Source organism: Bordetella sp. N (genome assembly GCF_001433395.1).
In the GTDB taxonomy this organism is placed as follows: Bacteria; Pseudomonadota; Gammaproteobacteria; order Burkholderiales; family Burkholderiaceae_B; genus Bordetella_C.
Map to the genome: position 1 here is coordinate 2,541,508 of NZ_CP013111.1, position 17,916 is coordinate 2,559,423.

Below are 17,916 nucleotides of genomic sequence, written 5' to 3' on the forward strand. Positions count from 1 at the left end.
ATCCATGCCGGGGCGTTACACGAACGCAGAGCATGATGCGGCGCGGGGGCATACCGCTTGCTGCCTTAAGGTCGATGTCGCGGGATCTTCCGCGCATCCGCCGCCATCCTGGTGGCCCTATCAAGCACAGGAGTCGATGATGAGCCAGCAAAACAACCAGCAAGGTCAAAAGCAGCAGAACCAGAAGCAGCAGGATCAACAAGGCCAATCTGGTAAGCAGCAAGATCAGAATCAACAGCGCTCGCAGCAACAACAACAGCAGCAAAACCGTCCGGGGCAGCAACAGCAGCCCGGCCAACAACATTCGTCCAGCGGGCAACAAGGCCACAGCAGCACGCAGGACAAGAACATGCAGAAGCAAAGGTAGAGCAGGTCCCCCCGTACCACGCTACGCGTGGCCCCCAGGGGGCGAAACTGGCGGACCGGGGGACCCGGCTCCGCGGTTTCCCTGATGGAACGGGGTTCTTGACTGAGTAAGCTATCGGCTGCGGTGCCCACGCTTCGAAACGGAGCAAGCCTGCATGCCCACAGAGGTAATACCCACCCCCGCTAACGTCCAATCCAGGAAGGACGTTAGCGGGGGTGGTCTGCTTTCAGGCACGCCCTTTTGCCGCTGAGTTGATCCTGCTCATCAAGGCAGCATTCTCCAATGCTGCGTCGCCATGCGCGTTTTTTCAGCGTGGTAGAAAAGGCGTGGCATCGATGGGCGTGGGCAAGCCGGCCATTTGCGCCGTCAGCAAGGCCGCGCTGCCGCAGGCCAGCGTGAAGCCCAAGGCGCCCTGGCCCACGTTCAGCCACAAATTCTGCGCTGCCCGGCTCGGGCCGATGATGGGTTTGCTGCCCGGCGTGGCAGGCCGCAGTCCGGCCCACGCCACCGCGGCATCCAGGTCCAGGCGCGGGAATATCTCCGCCACCTGCTGCTTGAGCAAGGCGATACGCCGGGGATCGATCTCGGCGTCCACGCTGCCGATGTCGACCATGGCGGCGATGCGCAGAGTCTTGCCCATGCGCGCGTACACGATGCGCCGCTCGTAATCCGTCACGCTGATGGCCGGACCATCGCTTTCATCGGCCAACGGCACGCTCAAGCTATAGCCCTTCAGCGGGTACAAGGGCAGATGCACGCCCAAAGGCTGCAGCAGCGCGCGACTGCCCAGGCCCGACGCGACGACGAAGGCATCGGCTTCGATATCCCCCTTGTTGGTATCGATCGCGCTGATGATGGGACCCCGTCGACGCAAGCCGATCACATTGGTGCTCATGCGCAAGGTGACGTTGGACAGCGTCTTCAGGCGGTCGAACAGGCCTTCGGTAAACAGACGGCAATCGCCGCTTTCCTCGCTGGGCGTGTAGATCGCTCCGGCCAGTTGCTGGCCCATGCCGGCCAGGGCGGGCTCCAGCGCCAGCGTTTCCGCGGCCGTCAGGACGGACTGCTCGGCCCCATGCGCCGCCTGATACGCCACCAGGCGACGGGCTTTTTCCAACAGGGCCGCGTCCCGATAGGCGATCAGCTTGCCGTTGCGCACATGGCCGAATTCGATCGGCTCCTGCGTGAGCAGGCCGTGCATGGCGTCGCGGCTCAGATAGGACAGTGTCGACAATTCCGCCGTCGACGTGCGCGCCACCGAGGCGCGGCAGGCAAGGACGAAATCCAGACACCAGCGCCATTGATGCGGGTCCAGGCGCGGCTGGAAACGCAAAGGCGAGTCCGCGCGCAACAGCCAGTTCGGCACGCTGGGCAACACGCCGGGACCAGCCAGCGGCGCCACATAGCTGTAGCTCAGCTGCCCGCCATTCGCGAAACTGGAGACCTCGGCGGGCCGCTCCCGCGCATCCACCAGCGTCACATCGAAACCTTGCCGGGCCAGAAAATACGCCGACGACACGCCGACGACACCGGCCCCTATGACGCAAACGCGCATGAATTCATCCTGAAAGATCTGTTCTGGGCGATTCTGGCCTTGGCGGGGGTTGGCCGCAAATACCAAAGCCGCCATGAGTCATAACCTTTGGCTATGGAATGGAGGCTGCAGCGCCCAGATCCGGCCGTTTCCCTCGGGGTTTCCCTGACTGGCGGTTCAAATGCGGGGATTATGGGTAAGCTGCCGCATAACCTACAGCTATTCTCTGCATCTACGTCCATGCGCTTGCGCCACATCGAGTTGTTTGAAGCCATCCGTGCCACGGGGTCGCTCAGCCGCGCCGCCCAGATCCTGCACATTTCCCAGCCGGCCGCCAGCAAGATGCTGGCGCATGCCGAGGCGCAGATGGGCTTCAAATTGTTCGAGCGCATCAAGGGACGGCTGCAGGCCACGCGGGAGGCGGACATCCTGGCGCCGGATATTGCCCGCCTGTCGCGGGATCTGGAGAGCGTGCGCAAGCTGGCGGCCAATCTGCGCCACCATCCGCAGGGCCACTTGCGCCTGGGGTGCGCGCCCAGCCTGGGTTTGGGGATAGTGCCGCGCGCGACGGGGCTGAGCCGGGCTCGGCAGCCGGATATCACTTTCAGCATCCACACGCATCACACGGGTGAGCTGATCGCGGGGCTGTTGGCGCGGGAGATCGACATGGCGGTGACTTACGAGCCGCCGGCGCATCCGGGGATCGCGCGTATCGATCTGGATCGGTCGGAGATGGTCTATGTCAGCCGGGAGAAGGATACGGCGCCTGTGCCGCTGGCGTCGGTCGATGGCAGCCGGCTGATTTCCATGGACCCGCAGGATCCTTTGGGCGGGTTGTTGCAGGCGGCGCTTGCTGAGCATGGCACCGGGCTTGGGACTGCGTTGCGGGTGCATACGCACTATATGGCGTGCGCCATGGTGGAGGCGGGTTGCGGGGATGCCATCGTGGACGCTTACAGCGCCCAGGGGGTGGCCCGGCCCAGCCTGTCGCTGCGGCGGCTGGATCCGCCGGTGTATTTCCATATTGGCGCTTTGGTCCATGCCGACGATCCGCTGTCGGCCTTGCACCATGGGTTTCTGGATTGCCTGCGGGAGGCGTGCGCGGAGGCGGCGCAGTCGCTGCCTTAGGCTTGGCCGCGCGCCTTGTACAGAGTATGGAGCGGTGGAAGATCGTTGTTTCTGGCTGCATGCCAGGAGGGTTCGGCGGCGGCGGTGCCCTGCGCCGCAGCAGCAAGTCCCGAATCCGGGACTGACCAGACGACGCTGGCGATCCAGTCGTCGCCTACGGTCCAGCTGCGGGCGGCCCAAACCCCTGCGGGGGTGCGCAGGGACCAGCCGTCCGGCTCTTGACGCAGGCCGACCTTGCGCGTGTCGGCGGGGAAGTCCAGGCCTGCTGCCTTGATGAAGGCCTCTTTCAACGTCCACAGCTGGTAAAAAAACGTCAGCCGCTCTGATTCGAGCAAGGTCAGCAGGTGCGCCTGCTCGGCTTCGTCGCAGCACCACTCCGCCAAGGCTTCCACGTCGCGGACGCGGCGGCGTTCCAGGTCGACGCCGACTTGCCACCCGGCCGGGCCGTGGGCAACCAGGGCGTGACCATTGCTATGGCTGAGCGACCAGGCCCGGGGGGCATCGCCCAGCGTCCCGACGCCGGCCTGCCGCAACGCCGCGCGGCTGACTCGCCATTCCAGTTCCGCCCGCGGCGTCCGCGCCCGCCCTGCCCGCGCCGCATCCGCCGGCGCCAGCCCTCCCGGATCGTAATCCCCCGCCGCCGCTGGCCCGGCCCACAGGAGTGTCAATCCCCCAGCGCCCTGGGCGCTTGCGATGGCCGCACCGACGGCCCGCGCGTCGACGACGCCCACGCCGGCAGCATCCCCGCCTGCGTCGCCCGCGGCAGCGGCGCCAGCGCCAACGCCCGCCACCCCGGCTCCCCCGGGGGCGCCGGAAATTACTTCCTTACCAGGAACTGAATTCTCAGTTTCAGCCACCCTTCAATCCTGTTCAATGACTCGTCATCCGCCCAACGCTGCAAAATTCCCTGACAGCAACCTGAACCATGACAAAGTGTATTGCAATATGGAGACAATGTAACAAGATAGTCTCGTGGACCGCCCCTCCGCCCGGTACACTGCGCGCCATGTTGAAATTTTCAATTCCGCAGTGGCACGCCTGGGCGCCTGGAATTGAGAACGTGGAAGCTTGGCGGCGGTGGGCTGAAGCCCCCTGCATCCCGCCGGCAGCTACGTCCGCGCCCACGCCAGACCTCGGCTTCCTTCCCGCCATGCAACGCCGCCGCCTTAGCGCGCTGGCGCGCATGGTCGTGGGCAGCGCCTGGCCATTGGCCCAGAAAGGCGAAGCCCTGCCCATGGTATACGCCTCGCATCACGGCGAAACCTCGCGCGGTTTCGAATTACTCCAGAACCTTGCCAAGGACGAGCCGCTATCGCCGACCGCCTTCAGCTTGTCCGTGCATAACGCCTGCGCCGGCATGTGGTCCATCCTGCGGCACGATACCACCGAGACGGTGGCCTTGTCGGTCCAGGGGGACGGTCTGGAAAGCGCCATCGTCGAAGCAGCCCTGCTGCTGGACGCCGGCCACCCCGCCGTTCTGGTGGTATTGGCCGAGGAAACGCCCCCCGTACCCTATACGGAGTGGATCGCCGACGTCCCGTTTTCCTACGCCCTGGCCCTGCGCGTGACCGCCGGCCAGGACTACGAGCTGGCCTTCAGCCGTCCCGATACGGTGGCAGATACCGACGCCGCTGCCGCGACCGACACCGATGCCGGCGCCGATGCAAGCGCCGACCCGGCCGGCGCGGCCACGCAAGCCCCCCTCGCCCTGCCCAACCCCTTGAATCTGTTGCGTCATCTGACCTTGGGCACCCAAGCCTGGACGCACGCCCATCCACGACGCCACTGGCATTGGCGGCATCTGTCATGAGCATGGAAAACAGTATCGAACCTCTTGGTGAAAGCCTGCCGCCGCGCCAGGACTGGTGGCTCTTGCGCCTGTTCGCCACCGCTTTCGCCTTCACCGCCTTCGGCCTGGGCGGCCTGTTCCTGCGGCTGGTGGTCTTTCCGCCGCAGCGGCTGTTTTGCCCCGACCTGGCGCGCCGCCAGCAGCGCGCGCGCGGCGCCATCTTCTGGATGTTCCGCCTGTTCATCCGCCTGCTGGTGCGCACCGGCATCCTCACCTACGAATTCCGCGGCGCCGACCGGCTGGGCCGCCCCGGCCAGATGATCGTGGCCAACCATCCGTCTCTATTGGATGTGGTGTTCCTGCTGGGCCACGTCGCCAAGGCCAACTGCATCGTCAAGCACAGCCTGGCGACCAACGCCTTCACGGCCGGGCCCGTGCGCAACGCCCGCTACATCACCAACGACGAAAGCCTGGAAATGTTCGACCACGCCGCCCAGGTCCTGCGCGACGGCGAAACGCTGGTGGTGTTTCCCGAAGGCACGCGCACGCCGCGCGGTGCCTCGCCGCGCTTCCACCGCGGCGCCTGCGCCATCGCGATGCGCGGCGCGCGCGTCATCACGCCGGTGGTCATCCACATGAACACGCGCAGCCTGACCAAGGGCGAGCCGTGGTACCGCATACCCCGCCAACGCATGCACTACATCTTCGAGGTCGGTGCCGACGTCGATCCACAGCGTTGGACCAGCCAACACCCGCTCCCCATCGCGGGCCGGCTGATGAATGAACACCTACATAACTATTTTGAAATGGAGCTGAAGCGGGATGAGCACGCTGGAAAATGAGATCAAGGTCCTGATCATCGAGGCCCTTGGCTTGGAGGACATCACGCCCGCGGACATCGACGATAACGCCGAACTGTTCGGCGACGGGCTGGGCCTGGATTCCGTCGATGCGCTGGAGCTGGGACTGGCGTTGCAAAAGCGTTATGGCATCACCATCGATCCGGAAACGCGCAATATGCGTAGCCATTTCGCCACCGTGGCCAATTTGAGTCAGTTCGTCTCGGCGCAGCGCAGCGCCTGAGTATTGGAGCAAGTGTGATGAAGACCCGGGAAGACATTTTCAACGTGCTTCGCGACGCGATGGTTGACCTATTCGAAATCGAACCCGAGCGCGTGGTGCCGTCCGCCAACCTTTATACCGATCTGGAGATCGACAGCATCGACGCCATCGATCTGCTCGATCACATCAAGCGCAAGACCGGCCACAAGCTGGCCGCGGAGAACTTCCGCACGGTGCGCACGGTAGATGACGTCGTCGAAGCAGTGATGCGGCAGCAGGAAGCCGCTGCATGACGAGAGCCGTTCTGGCGCTCGCTTTGCTGGCTGCCGGCCTGGCCTACCCGTTCGTCGTTTATGCCGGCCTGCAGGGCGGCGGCGCCCGCTGGATCGCGCTGCCGCTGGCCGCGCTGTGGCTGGCGCGCGCGCTGACCGCGCCGCGCGGCCAGGCTGGCGGCCGCTTGCTGCCGGTCCTGGCCCTGGCTTTCTGCCTGGTGCTGGCGTTTGCCGAGGATCCGCGCTGGCTGCTGTGGTATCCGGTGCTGATCAACGCCGGCCTGTGCGCGGTGTTCGGCGCCAGCCTGACGCGCGGCATGCCCGCCATCGAACGCATGGCGCGGCTGCGGGAACCTGATCTGCCGCCGTCCGGCGTTCGGTACACGCGCCGCGTGACGCAGATCTGGACTGTTTTCTTCGCCTTGAACGGCACCACGGCAGCCGTGCTGGCCCTGTGGGCGCCGGCGCGATGGTGGACTTTGTATAACGGCTGCATCAGCTACATCCTGATCGGTGTGCTGATCGCCGGTGAATGGATGGTGCGCCCCCACGCACGCAAGCCGGCTTAAAGGTTCGTTTCCACTGATATGGCCTGGATTCCACTTCACGCGCTGCTCGATGGCGCCTCTCTCAATCGCGGCGTTGCCTACGGCCCGGATATGGATCGGGTCACGCTTGCGGGTGACAGCCTGGCTTTGGCCGGCGGCCTGCAAGGTCTGGGCGCGCGCCGCGTGGGTTTGTGGTTCGACGATGCCGCGTCCTTGGCGGTCGCCCTGCTGGCCTGCTGGCGGGTGGGCGCCACCGCCGTGCTGGCGCCGGATAACCGGGCTGCGACCAGGAATGCGCTGGCGGAGCAGGCCGAGGGCTTGGATCTGTGGCTGACTGACGGCGGTGTCGCGGGAGCCGCCGCGCCGCTGCCCGGGCGCGGCCGTAGTCGCGCCCGGCAGCGGCGCAGGCAAGGATGGCGCGCCAACACACGCCGCTGCGGATGCGGCGGGCGGCGGAGATGGCGCTCCACGCCTGCCCATTCATACGATTGAACAATTGATGGCTGGCGCGACGGCGTTGTCTGGGGGTCCGTTGGACCTGGACAGTGGCGCGGTGGTGCTTTGCACGTCGGGGTCGAGCGGGCAGCCCAAGCAGATCAGGAAGCGTTGGCGTCAGCTGGCTGCTGAGATCGAGGCCTTGGAAGCGTTGTGGCATTGGTCGAAGCCGCTGGCTGGCTCGGCGGGGGAGTCCCTTCGACCCGTCTGCGTATTGGGCAGCGTCAGTCCGCAGCATATGTATGGCCTGCCTTTCCGTCTGCTGTGGCCCTTGTGCTCCGGGCGTCTGGTGGCGCGGCGCCAGCTGGTGTATCCGGAAGCCTTGCAGCATGCCAGCCTGCCGCACGCCGATTTCGTCTGGATCGCCAGTCCGGCCCTGCTCAAGCGCCTGGGCACCAGCCTGGATCACGCCGCGCTGCGGGGCGGCCTGCGGCAGATCGTTTCTTCGGGCGGCCCGCTGCCCGGCGAGATCAGCGACATGCTCGCGCGCGACCTGGGCTGTCGGCCTTGCGAAATCTACGGGAGTTCGGAGACCGGTGCGGTGGCCTGGCGGCAGGGCGATACGGCCTGGCAGCCGCTGCCTGGCGCTGAAGTCGGCGTGCCCGCCGGGATAGACGGCGCTGCCGCGGCCGACGCCGCCGGCAATCCGCCCCCGCAAACGCTGTGGATCCGTTCGCCGTGGCTGATGCCGGGAGAGACCTTCCAGAGCAATGACGCGGTGCAGCTGACCGCGGACGGCTTCCGGCTGCTGGGCCGCATGGATCGCATCGTCAAGATCGAGGAAAAGCGCATCGCCTTGCCGGCGGTAGAACAGGCCTTGGCCTTGCACCCCTACGTCAATGAGGCGAGAGTCGACCTGGTCGCCGGTGAACAAAGGCTGAGCGCCCTCATCGCGCTGACGGCGCAAGGCATCCACGCCCTGCGCAATGGCGGTCGCGCCGCGCTGGCCCAGGCCTTGCGCGCGCATCTGGCGCCGACGCAGGAAGCCTTGGCGGTGCCCCGCCACTTGCGCTTCGTGCGCGAATTGCCCTGGAATGCCCAGGGCAAACTGTCCCGCGCCGATTTCGAGCGGGCGCTGGCCCGCCCCCGCTGGCCCAGGGAGATTGCGTCTGCTCCGACGCAGGATGCCGGCTGCACGGTAGAGCCGGCCCTCCCCGCGCATGCCAGCCGTGTCCCGTCTGCCACCACCACCGGCGTGGAAAGCGTCGACGCACCGCCGGAAGCGCGCCGCTATCAATTGGAAATCCCCCTGGACCTGCGTCAGTTCGATGGCCATTTCGCGACGACGCCGGTGGTGCCGGGCGTGGCGCAGATCGACTGGGCCATGAACCTGGCGCGGCGCGACCTGTCCACGGAACTGACCTTCTGCGGCGCGGATGCGCTCAAGTTCCAGCGGCTGATCCGGCCGGGCGATCAGATCGACCTGGCCCTCAGATGGGAACCCGCAAAAGGCCGCCTGTATTTTGAATTCCGCGCCGGCGACCAGCCCTGCTCGTCCGGCCGCATCCTTACACAGGCCCGTCATGACCCAGCCTGATTCCCTGCGTAAGCACCCAGCCGGCGCTTTGCCAACCGCGCAGACCCCGGCCAACCCGCCGGCATTCAACCCCTGCGCCGTCATCCCGGTCTACAACCACCCGGACACGGTACGCGCGGTGGTCGAGCGTGTGCGGGCCGCCGGCCTGCCCTGCGTGCTGGTCGACGACGGATCCAGCGCCGAGTGCGCGCGCACGCTGGACGCGCTGGCCGACGCCGGCCTGGCGCAACTGCTGCGCCGGCCCCTCAATGGCGGCAAGGGCCAGGCGGTGCAGGACGGCCTGCGCCATGCCGGAGCACTGGGCTACAGCCACGCCCTGCAGGTAGACGCCGACGGCCAGCACGCGCTGGACGACATCCCGGTTTTCCTGGAAGCCGCCCGCCAGCGCCCGGACGCCGTCATCTGCGGCGCGCCGGCCTACGGCGACGACGCGCCCCGCAGCCGCCTCTATGGCCGCTGGCTGACCCGCGTCTGGGTGTGGATCAACACCTTGTCCAGCGCCATCCCCGACGCCATGTGCGGCTTCCGCGTCTATCCCCTGGCGCCGACGCTGGCCTTGCTGCAACGCTGCAATCCCGGCCGCCGCATGGACTTCGACATCGCCGTGCTGGTGCGCCTGCATTGGCGTGGCGTGCCCATGGCCTGGTTGCCCACGCAGGTGACCTATCCGCCCGGCGGGATCTCGCATTTCAAGGGTCTGCGCGACAACATCCTGATCAGCCGCATGCACGCCCGCCTGTTCTTTGGCATGCTGCCGCGCGCCCCGCTCTTGCTCGGGCGCCGCCTGCTGGGACGCGCACCGTGAATCCGGACACTTCCAGCAGCGCGCAACAACGCGCCCGCGTCGACGCCGCGGGCACGCCCGAAAGCGAACGCCGCGCCACCAGCGAAAGCCCCGCCGCCGGCAAGACCAGCCGCCCCACCCATTGGGCCGCGCAACAGGAACGCGGCGCGCCGCTGCTGCTGCGCCTGTCCATGTGGGCCGCGCACACCTTCGGCCGCCGCACGGTGCGGCCCCTGGTCCTGCTGATCGTGCTGTATTTCTTCTGCTTCGCCCCGCGCGCGCGCCGCGCCATCGCCGACTACCAGCAGCGCCTGCGCGCGCAGGGCCTGGGCAAGGCGCTGCCGGCCAGGCGGCCGGTCTTCGGCCAGTTCATGGCTTTCGCCGACGCCATCCTGGACAAGCTCGACGCCTGGCAAGGCCGCCTGACCCGCGCCGACGTCACCATGTGTGACCCGGACGACCTGCACGGGCAGATGAATGTGCCGGCCGAAGCCGGCCAAAGCCTCCGCGGCCAGATCCTCGTATGCGCCCACATCGGCAACATGGACGTCTGCCGCGCCCTGGTCGAACGCAGCGGCGACGTCACCCTCAACGTCCTCGTCCATACCCGCCACGCACAGGCCTTCAACCGCATGCTGGAACGCCACGGCGCCAGCCGCCTGCGCCTGTACCAGGTGACGGAGCTGGACCCGGCCACCATGCTGGACCTGCACCAGCGCATCGAACGCGGCGAGTGGCTGGCGATCGCGGGCGACCGCGTGCCCGTACGGGGCGCGCGCGTCACGATGGCGAACTTTCTGGGCGCCCCCGCCGCCTTTCCGCAAGGCCCCTGGCTGCTGGCCGGCCTGCTGCGCTGCCCGGTCAACCTGCTGTTTTGCACCAGGATCGCCGGCCGTTACCGCATTACCATGGAGCGCCTGAGCGACGGCATTACCTGGTCGCGCGGCCGCCGCGACGCGGAAATCAGTGTCTGGGCGCAACGCTACGCTGACCGGTTGGCGCGCGAATGCGCCGACGCTCCGCAACAATGGTTCAACTTTTATTCTTTCTGGAACGGCCATGCGTAAGCGCGGTTTATACAGCGCCGATATATCCTTGTCGGTTCCGTTCTTCGACGTCGATTCCATGAACGTCGTCTGGCACGGCCATTATGTGAAATATTTGGAGCAGGCCCGTTGCGCACTGTTGGACGCCATCGGCTACGGTTACGACGCTATGCGTGAATCGGGCTATGTCTTCCCGGTCATCGACCTGCAACTCCGTTATGTGAACCCCGCCTTGTTCGGACAGCGTGTATGCATCCGCGCCGAACTGGTGGAATGGGAGCATCGTTTGAAGATTCATTATTTGATTACGGATGCCGATTCCGGCACCCGCCTGACCCGGGCCAGCACGGTCCAGGTCGCCGTCTCGATCGCCACGCGCGAAATGCAGCTGACGTCGCCCGAGCCCTTGCTGGCTGCCGTGCGCAAGCTCGACGCGAATATCGCCAAGGTGACCGAATGAAGCGCTTTATCCGCTATCTGGGCGTCTGTGGCGCCCTGCTGCTGGGTGCCGTCACCGCGCCCGCGCACGCCTTCGACCTGCCCGACCTGCAGCAACAACTGCAGGCCACGCCCGTGGTGCGTGGCCAGTTCGTGCAACAAAAATTCCTGCGTTCCCTGCCCCAGCCGCTGACCAGCACCGGCGCTTTCGTGCTGTCGGCCCAGAACGGCCTGCTGTGGGAATTGCGCGTGCCGCTGTTCCAGGACCTGCTCATCACGCCCGAGGGCATGTTCCGCCGCGGCGATGGCGGCAAGTGGCAAGCCCTGCCCCAGCAGATCGGCGCGGGCCGCGAAACCCGTCTGTTCCTGGCCGTGCTGGCCGGCGACACCAAGGGTCTGCAAGACAACTTCGACATGCAAGTCAGTGGCTCGGCCGGCGCCTGGCAACTGGTGATGACGCCCAAGTCCGCTTTGCTCAAGCAGATCTTCCAGGACATCCGCATCAATGGCGGAAAACTGGTGGATCGCATCGAGCTGCGCGAGACGCAGGGCGACCGCACCGTGATGGAGATGAAGAACGCACGCGCCGACAACAAGCTGAATGACGATGAGACCCGAGATTTCGCGCCTTGATACCGAGGCGCCCAGCGAACGCGAGCGCCTGCTTTCCCTGATTTTCCGTGTAGCCATGGTGCTGGTGCTGCTGTTGGGCGCCTGGCAGTGCCGCCATGGCCTGCCGGTGTCCTCCAACCTGCTCGACCTGCTGCCCACCGTCAGCAGCGACAAGCTGCGCCACGCGGCCGATGCCCAGATCCAGAAACCGCTGACCCGCCAGATGGTCGCCCTGGTCGGCGCCCCCGACCGCGAGCGCGCGGTGGAACTGGCGCGCGGCCTGGGCCATCTGTGGAACCACAGCGGCCTCTTCGCCAAGGTGCAGGTCGATGCCGACATCGACCTGGCGGCCGTGCGCGAGCAGATGGCCACGCAGCGCCTGTCCTTGATTTCCGGCGCCGATCGCCGGCGCCTGATGAACGATCCGGCGGCCTACGCGGCGCAGCGGGTCCGTGAACTGGCGGACCCCTTCTCCGTCGGCGGCCTGGTGCCCACCGACCAGGACCTGCTGGGGCTGGCCCGCTTGGCGGAAAAGTCCCTGCGGCCGCCCGGCAAGATGCATTTCGACCTGGCCAGCGGCACCTTGCTGACCGAACAGGACGGCAAGTTCTGGGTCTTGATGCGCGCCCAGACCAGCGGCGACGCCTTCGACCAACGCTCCCCCACGGCCATCGCCGCCCTGGTGGACGAAAGCCGCGCCAGCGTCAGCAAGGACGGCGGCGAACTGCTCGCCACCGGCGGCGCGCTGTACGCGGCCGCCGGCCAGGCGCAGGCCCAGGCGGAAAGCGGCTGGATCGGCGGCGGCTCCCTGCTCGGCATCGTGCTGATGCTGTTGCTGGCCCTGCGCCGCTGGCGCGTGCTGCTGGCCTTCGTGCCGGTGGCCGCCGGTCTGCTGTGCGGCGTGGTGGCCTGCGTGACGGCCTTCGGCAGCGTCCATATCCTGACCCTGGTGATCGGCGCCAGCCTGATCGGCATCGCCGTCGACTTCCCCTTGCATTACCTGGGCAAGAGCTACGGTTTGCCCGACTGGACCGCGCGCGATGCCCTGCGCCGCGTGCTGCCGGGCCTGAGCATCATCCTGGCGGCCACCCTGGTCGGCTACCTGGCCCTGCTGTTCACGCCCTTCCCGGCGCTGACGCAGACGGCCGTGTTCTCCGCCGCCGGCCTGCTGGGCGCCTATGCTTGCACGGTCTGCGAGCTGCCGCGCTGGCTGCGTGGCTGGAGCCCGCGCCCCTGGAAAGGCCTGCCGCACGTGGCGCAAAGCCTGCTGGACACGCTGTCGATCTGGGCCTCGCGCCGCACGCTGCCGTGGCTGGCGCTGGGCATCGCCCTGGTCTGCGCGGGCGGCCTGCTGAAGCTGCGCGTGCAGGACGACCTGCGCCTGTGGGTCAGCCTGCCGCCGGCGCTGCTGGACCAGGCCAAGCGGGTCGGCGAAATCACCGGCATCATGCCCACCAGCCAGTATTTCCTGGTACGCGCGCCCGACCTGGGCACGCTGTATCAACGCCAGGCCGATCTGGGCCAGCATCTGGACGGGCTGATCACGCAGAAGGTCCTGGGTTCCTACCTGTCCTTGAACCAGCTGCTGGCCCCTGAATCCGCGCAGCAACAGTTGCGCGACCGCCTGCGCGACCCCTCCTGGCGCGCCCGCCTGACGCCTTCCTTCGAAACCGTGGGCGTGCCGGCCGCCACCGTGCTGGCCAGCATCGACAACCTGGTCAACCTGCCGCCGGTCAAGATGACCGACGCGCTGGCCGGCCCGCTGGGCGAAAGCCGGCGCGACCTGTGGCTGGGCGAACAGGACGGCCAGGTCGCGGCCATCATCAGCCTGCAAGGGCTGCGCGACACCACGGCGGTGGCCGCGGCCGCCCAGGGCCTGGAAGGCGTGAGCTTCGTCGACCAGACCGGCGACCTGAACCGCAGTTTCGCCAGCACCCGCTGGGAAGCCGCTGAATTGAAGCTGCTGTCCTATGTGGTCGCCGCCCTGCTGCTGTGGGCCACCTTGGGCCGCCACGCGACCTGGCGCCTGTTGGCGGTGCCGCTGGCTGCCTCGGCCTGCACCCTGGGCGCGCTGGGCATCCTGGGCCAACCGCTGACCCTGTTCAGCCTGTTCGGCCTGCTGCTGGTGTCGGCCATCGGCCTGGACTACGCCATCGTCATGTACGAACGCGTCGCGGGCGCCGCATCCTGCCTGATCGGCGTGGTGCTGGCGGCCCTGACCACGCTGCTGTCCTTTGGCCTGTTGGGCCTGAGCAGCACCCCCGCGATTGGCAATTTTGGTATTGCCGTGGCGCTGGGCGTCGCCTTCAGCGTGCTGTTCGCGCCGTGGGTCAAGCCCGCGCCTGAAACCCCCCATCCCCCCAAACACTAAAAAAGAGAGAACCTGGACATGCAGGAAGCGGCTAAGCAGGACCCGAGCGTAACGGCAACGAGCGCGAAGGCACCCGCCATGCAAGAGCATCACGAAATCGTCGTCATCGGTGCCGGCCCCGCCGGCGCCATCGCCGCGGCGCTGTTGCAGCGCCGTGGCCATAAAGTGACCATCTTCGAACGCCAACGCTTCCCCCGCTTCTCCATCGGCGAAAGCCTGCTGGCGCACTGCCTGGAATTCGTCGAGGAAGCCGGCATGATGGACGCGGTGCGCGCCGCGGGCTTCCAGGAAAAGAACGGCGCGGCCTTCGCCTGCGGCGACCGTTATACCGATTTCGATTTCCGCGACAAATTCTCGCCGGGCCCCGGCACCACCTTCCAGGTCCTGCGCTCGCGCTTCGACCAGGTGCTGGCCGACGAAGCCGCGCGCCAGGGCGTGCAGGTGCATTACGAGCATGAAGTGGTGGCGGCCGACTTCGACGGCGCCGAGCCCTGGCTGGAAGTGCGGGACGTGCGCCCGGGTGCCGATGCCACGCCGCGCCGCATCAGCACCCGCTTCGTGCTGGACGCCAGCGGCTATGGCCGCGTGCTGGCGCGCATGCTGGACCTGGAGCGGCCGAGCAAGCTGCCGCCGCGCCGCGCCATCTTCACCCATATCGAAGACCGCATCGACGACCCCGCCTTCGATCGCCAGAAGATTCTCATCAGCGTCCATCCCGAGCACGAGGACGTCTGGTTCTGGACCATCCCCTTCTCCAACGGCCGCTGCTCCCTGGGCGTGGTCGGCGCGGAAGAAAAAATCAACGCCGCCGGCACCGACCTGATGGCCACCCTGCGCCATTGGGTCGACGGCGCGCCCAACCTGAAGCGCGTCCTGGCCAATGCGGTCTGGGACACCCCCGCCAACACCATCGGCGGCTACTCCGCCAGCGTGACGTCCCTGCATGGGCGGGGCTGGGCCCTGCTGGGCAATGCGGCGGAATTCCTCGACCCGGTGTTCTCGTCCGGCGTCACCATCGCCATGCACTCGTCCAAGCTGGCGACCGAATGCCTGGATCGCCAATTGCGGGGGGAGACGGTGGATTGGGAAGCGGACTTCGCCGCGCCCTTGATGCTCGGCGTGCAATGCTTCCGCACTTACGTGCAAGGCTGGTACGAAGGCAGCTTCCGCGACGTCGTGTTCTTCGAGAACGCGCAGCCGCAGATCCGCGCCATGATCTCGTCCATCCTGGCGGGCTACGCCTGGGACGAGCGCAACCCCTTCGTCGCCGAACACGAGCGGCGCCTGGCCATGCTGGCGGAAGTGTGCCGCGGGCTGACCAGCCGCCGCGCGGCCCAGGCCGAAGCCGAGGCCAAGGCTGCTGCCGCTGCCAACGCCACCACCGAAACGCCGCAACTGGCTTCCGCGGCGGCAGATTGATGGATAGACCATGACGCGTCTCAGACTGCTCCTTACCTTGTCCCTGGCCGCTATTCTGGCGGGTTGCGCGTCGGCCCCGCCGGCGCCCGTGGCCGCCACGGATCTGCACCTGCCCCGCTGGGTGCAGGTCCATATCAAGACGCCGGGCCAGCCCGACGAAGATGCCATGCTGGCGGTGCAGGACGAAGGCCAGGGCGCCACGCGCTGGTCCCTGTTCGATCCGCTGGGCATGCCGCGCGCGCGCCAGATCCTGCAGGACGGCAAATGGCGTAACGACGGCTTCATGCGTCCCAACGGCAAGGCCAGCGACATGTTCTCGGCCATTCTGTTCGCGTGGACGCCGGAGCAATCGCTGGCGCAGGCCTATGCGGGCAGCACCTTGCAAAGCCAGCCCACACCGGCCGGCGGCCGCACGCGCACGCTGGAAGAGGATTGCTCGCCCCGCTGGCAAGTGACCTGGGCCGCGCAGGCGGCGGACGACACGTTTTCCATTCGCCAACCCGACGGCACCGTGCTGGCGATCTCACCGCTGAAGAACACGCCATGAGAACGCCCACCACCGCCTGGCTCGGCCGCCCCGGCGTCGTTTGCGCGCTGGGACAGGGCATGGACACTGTCCATGCCGCGGCCGTGCGGGGCGAGACCGGTGGCATGCTGACGCAAACCGGCTGGCTGCGCGACCGCGCCATCGTGGTCGGCGCCGCCGCGGGCCCCCTGGCCAAATTACCGGCCACCCTGGCCGACGGCACGGCCCCCGCCGCGCACCATGACAGCCGCAACAACCGCCTGTTGATGACCGCGGCGAACCAGATCGCCGACACCCTGCACGCCGCGGTGGCGCTGCACGGCCCGGACCGGGTCGGCATCGTGCTGGGTACCAGCACGTCCGGCATCGGCGAGGCCAGCCATGCTTTCCGGGCGCTGCGCCAGGATGACGCCTGGCCGTCCGATTACGATTACCGGCGCCAGGTGCTGGCCGCGCCCGCCACCTTGCTGGCCGACTGGCTGGGTGTCGCGGGGCCCGCCTACACGCTGTCGACCGCCTGCACGTCCGGCGCCCGCGCGCTGTTGTCGGCCAAGCGCCTGCTGGACCTGGGTCTGTGCGATGCCGTGATCTGCGGCGGCGTCGACACCCTGTGCCCGCTGACCATCAATGGTTTCGCGTCCATCGAGGCCATCGCCGCCGGCCTGAGCAATCCCTTCTCCGCGAATCGCGCCGGCATCAACATCGGCGAGGCAGCCGCGCTGTTCCTGATGCAGCGTGAGCGCCCGCTGGGCCCGGCCGTCCGCCTGCTGGGCGGCGGCGGCAGTTCCGACGCCTGGCATATGTCCGCGCCCGACCCTACCGGCGAAGGCGCGATGCTGGCCATGCGGGCCGCGCTGAACGATGCCGGCGTGACGCCCGGCGCCATCGGCTGGGTCAACCTGCACGGCACGGGCACCACGCATAACGACGCCATGGAAAGCCACGCCGTCCAGGCCGTCTTCCCGGATGGCGTGGCCTGCACCTCCACCAAGCCCTTGACCGGCCATACGCTGGCCGCCGCGGGCGCGTTGGAAGCGGCCCTGTGCTGGGGCGTGCTGAACGAGGCGCCGGACGGCGCCCTGCCGCCGCAACGCTGGGACGGCATCGCCGATCCCGACCTGCCCGCGCTACGCCTGACCCGGCCCGGACAACGCCTGCCGGCTGACCGTCCCCGCGTCGTCATGAGTAATTCCTTCGCCTTCGGCGGCAACAACGCCAGCCTGATATTGGCGGAGGCGGAAGGTGCCGGCGTCATGTCGACCCAGGCCGGCGCCCGGGCCGCGGCCAATGCAAGCACCGGCGTCGCCACCACCACGGGAGTCGCCGCGTGAAAGACTACGTAGAGAAGATGCCGGACACGCGCGTGGAGGCTTCCCTTACGCCTGCGCCGCAGCCCGTCACCGCAGTCGCTACCGCGGACACCGCCACGCCGTGGCCGGTCACGGACTGGCCCGTGGCCGAGCTGCTGCCGCACTCCGGCGCCGCCGTGTTGCTGGACAAGGTCCTGTCCTGCGACGAGGACTCCCTTGTCGCCAGCGTCACCGTGCGCCCCCACGAAGGCTACGGCGACAGCGACGGCAATCTGCCCGCCTGGCTGGGCATGGAATTCATGGCGCAGGCGGTCGGCGCCTGGGCCGGCTGCCAGGCGCGCCGCGCCGGCGTGCCGGTGCAGCTGGGCTTCCTGCTCGGCACGCGCCGCTACGACTGCCGCGTCCCCGCCTTCACGGCGGGCATGGCGCTGACCATCACGGCCGAACGCTCGTTCCAGGACGCGGCGGGCATGGGCGTGTTCCTGTGCCAGATCCACCTGGGCGAAGACTGCCTGGCCGAAGCCCGCCTGAACGTCTACAGCCCGCCCGACGCCGGCGCCTTCATCGACGAACCCCAGCCGGCGGACGCCGCGTAACGCCATGGCAAACTTCGTCCCCTGCTCCACCTGGGCCATGACCGACCGCCAAGCGGCCGTGCCTGCCCCATGACAAATAACA

The 17,916-nt window shown here is 67.7% G+C and carries 20 protein-coding genes; 18 read left to right on the forward strand and 2 right to left on the reverse strand.

Going from position 1 to position 17,916, the window contains the following annotated elements:
* Positions 1 to 4: 4 nt before the first annotated feature.
* Positions 5 to 367, forward strand: a complete 363-nt coding sequence (locus ASB57_RS31045; RefSeq protein ID WP_156414126.1) for a hypothetical protein — start codon at positions 5 to 7, stop codon at positions 365 to 367.
* A 307-nt stretch (positions 368 to 674) separates the two neighbouring features.
* On the opposite strand, the gene ASB57_RS10765 is transcribed toward ASB57_RS31045, so the two are convergent.
* Complete coding sequence (locus ASB57_RS10765; RefSeq protein WP_057656068.1) at positions 675 to 1,922, reverse strand: D-amino acid dehydrogenase; 1,248 nt, start codon at positions 1,920 to 1,922, stop codon at positions 675 to 677.
* A 219-nt stretch (positions 1,923 to 2,141) separates the two neighbouring features.
* Between ASB57_RS10765 and ASB57_RS10770 the strand changes: the two genes are divergently transcribed.
* Positions 2,142 to 3,029: a LysR family transcriptional regulator gene (locus ASB57_RS10770; protein ID WP_057652232.1), complete on the forward strand. Its 888-nt coding sequence runs from the start codon at positions 2,142 to 2,144 to the stop codon at positions 3,027 to 3,029.
* Here ASB57_RS10770 and ASB57_RS10775 read toward each other — a convergent pair.
* Positions 3,026 to 3,886: a 4'-phosphopantetheinyl transferase superfamily protein gene (locus ASB57_RS10775; protein WP_156414127.1), complete on the reverse strand. Its 861-nt coding sequence runs from the start codon at positions 3,884 to 3,886 to the stop codon at positions 3,026 to 3,028. The genes ASB57_RS10770 and ASB57_RS10775 overlap by 4 nt on opposite strands.
* 149 nt (positions 3,887 to 4,035) lie before the next feature.
* Here ASB57_RS10775 and ASB57_RS10780 point away from each other — a divergent pair, with 149 nt between their 5' ends.
* From ASB57_RS10780 to ASB57_RS10855, 16 genes are all read left to right on the forward strand, one after another.
* Positions 4,036 to 4,839, forward strand: coding sequence for a beta-ketoacyl synthase chain length factor (locus ASB57_RS10780; RefSeq protein ID WP_057652234.1), 804 nt, complete (start codon positions 4,036 to 4,038; stop codon positions 4,837 to 4,839).
* Positions 4,836 to 5,660, forward strand: a complete 825-nt coding sequence (locus tag ASB57_RS10785; RefSeq protein WP_231755391.1) for a 1-acyl-sn-glycerol-3-phosphate acyltransferase — start codon at positions 4,836 to 4,838, stop codon at positions 5,658 to 5,660. The genes ASB57_RS10780 and ASB57_RS10785 overlap by 4 nt, the downstream gene beginning before the upstream one ends.
* The gene (locus ASB57_RS10790; RefSeq protein WP_057652235.1) at positions 5,641 to 5,901 is read left to right on the forward strand and encodes a phosphopantetheine-binding protein; all 261 of its coding nucleotides are present in this window, start codon (positions 5,641 to 5,643) and stop codon (positions 5,899 to 5,901) included. Before ASB57_RS10785 ends, ASB57_RS10790 begins: the two co-directional genes overlap by 20 nt.
* A gap of 17 nt (positions 5,902 to 5,918) precedes the next feature.
* On the forward strand, positions 5,919 to 6,173 hold the full coding sequence (locus ASB57_RS10795; protein WP_057652236.1) for an acyl carrier protein: 255 nt from the start codon (positions 5,919 to 5,921) through the stop codon (positions 6,171 to 6,173).
* Positions 6,170 to 6,721, forward strand: coding sequence for a hypothetical protein (locus ASB57_RS10800; RefSeq protein ID WP_057652237.1), 552 nt, complete (start codon positions 6,170 to 6,172; stop codon positions 6,719 to 6,721). The genes ASB57_RS10795 and ASB57_RS10800 overlap by 4 nt, the downstream gene beginning before the upstream one ends.
* 18 nt (positions 6,722 to 6,739) lie before the next feature.
* Positions 6,740 to 7,192, forward strand: a complete 453-nt coding sequence (locus tag ASB57_RS10805; RefSeq protein ID WP_057652238.1) for a hypothetical protein — start codon at positions 6,740 to 6,742, stop codon at positions 7,190 to 7,192.
* A 40-nt stretch (positions 7,193 to 7,232) separates the two neighbouring features.
* The gene (locus ASB57_RS10810; protein ID WP_231755392.1) at positions 7,233 to 8,732 is read left to right on the forward strand and encodes an AMP-binding protein; all 1,500 of its coding nucleotides are present in this window, start codon (positions 7,233 to 7,235) and stop codon (positions 8,730 to 8,732) included.
* Positions 8,719 to 9,537, forward strand: a complete 819-nt coding sequence (locus ASB57_RS10815) for a glycosyltransferase family 2 protein (RefSeq protein WP_082621522.1) — start codon at positions 8,719 to 8,721, stop codon at positions 9,535 to 9,537. The genes ASB57_RS10810 and ASB57_RS10815 overlap by 14 nt, the downstream gene beginning before the upstream one ends.
* Positions 9,534 to 10,583, forward strand: a complete 1,050-nt coding sequence (locus ASB57_RS10820) for a glycosyl transferase (protein WP_231755393.1) — start codon at positions 9,534 to 9,536, stop codon at positions 10,581 to 10,583. The genes ASB57_RS10815 and ASB57_RS10820 overlap by 4 nt, the downstream gene beginning before the upstream one ends.
* Positions 10,576 to 11,022 carry a thioesterase family protein gene (locus ASB57_RS10825; RefSeq protein WP_057652240.1) on the forward strand — a complete coding sequence of 149 codons (447 nt, stop codon included), beginning with the start codon at positions 10,576 to 10,578 and terminating at the stop codon, positions 11,020 to 11,022. The genes ASB57_RS10820 and ASB57_RS10825 overlap by 8 nt, the downstream gene beginning before the upstream one ends.
* Positions 11,019 to 11,633 (forward strand): outer membrane lipoprotein carrier protein LolA, encoded by a 615-nt coding sequence (locus tag ASB57_RS10830; RefSeq protein WP_057652241.1) that lies wholly within the window; start codon positions 11,019 to 11,021, stop codon positions 11,631 to 11,633. The genes ASB57_RS10825 and ASB57_RS10830 overlap by 4 nt, the downstream gene beginning before the upstream one ends.
* Positions 11,602 to 13,983 carry an MMPL family transporter gene (locus ASB57_RS10835; protein ID WP_231755394.1) on the forward strand — a complete coding sequence of 794 codons (2,382 nt, stop codon included), beginning with the start codon at positions 11,602 to 11,604 and terminating at the stop codon, positions 13,981 to 13,983. Before ASB57_RS10830 ends, ASB57_RS10835 begins: the two co-directional genes overlap by 32 nt.
* Before the next feature lie 78 nt (positions 13,984 to 14,061).
* Positions 14,062 to 15,402, forward strand: a complete 1,341-nt coding sequence (locus ASB57_RS10840) for an NAD(P)/FAD-dependent oxidoreductase (protein WP_156414128.1) — start codon at positions 14,062 to 14,064, stop codon at positions 15,400 to 15,402.
* A 10-nt stretch (positions 15,403 to 15,412) separates the two neighbouring features.
* A complete protein-coding gene (locus tag ASB57_RS10845; RefSeq protein ID WP_057652242.1) occupies positions 15,413 to 15,949 on the forward strand; it encodes a hypothetical protein in 537 nt (178 codons plus the stop codon).
* Positions 15,946 to 17,259, forward strand: coding sequence for a beta-ketoacyl-ACP synthase (locus ASB57_RS10850; protein ID WP_082621524.1), 1,314 nt, complete (start codon positions 15,946 to 15,948; stop codon positions 17,257 to 17,259). The genes ASB57_RS10845 and ASB57_RS10850 overlap by 4 nt, the downstream gene beginning before the upstream one ends.
* Positions 17,256 to 17,834 (forward strand): hotdog family protein, encoded by a 579-nt coding sequence (locus ASB57_RS10855; RefSeq protein WP_231755395.1) that lies wholly within the window; start codon positions 17,256 to 17,258, stop codon positions 17,832 to 17,834. The genes ASB57_RS10850 and ASB57_RS10855 overlap by 4 nt, the downstream gene beginning before the upstream one ends.
* Positions 17,835 to 17,916 lie beyond the last annotated feature (82 nt).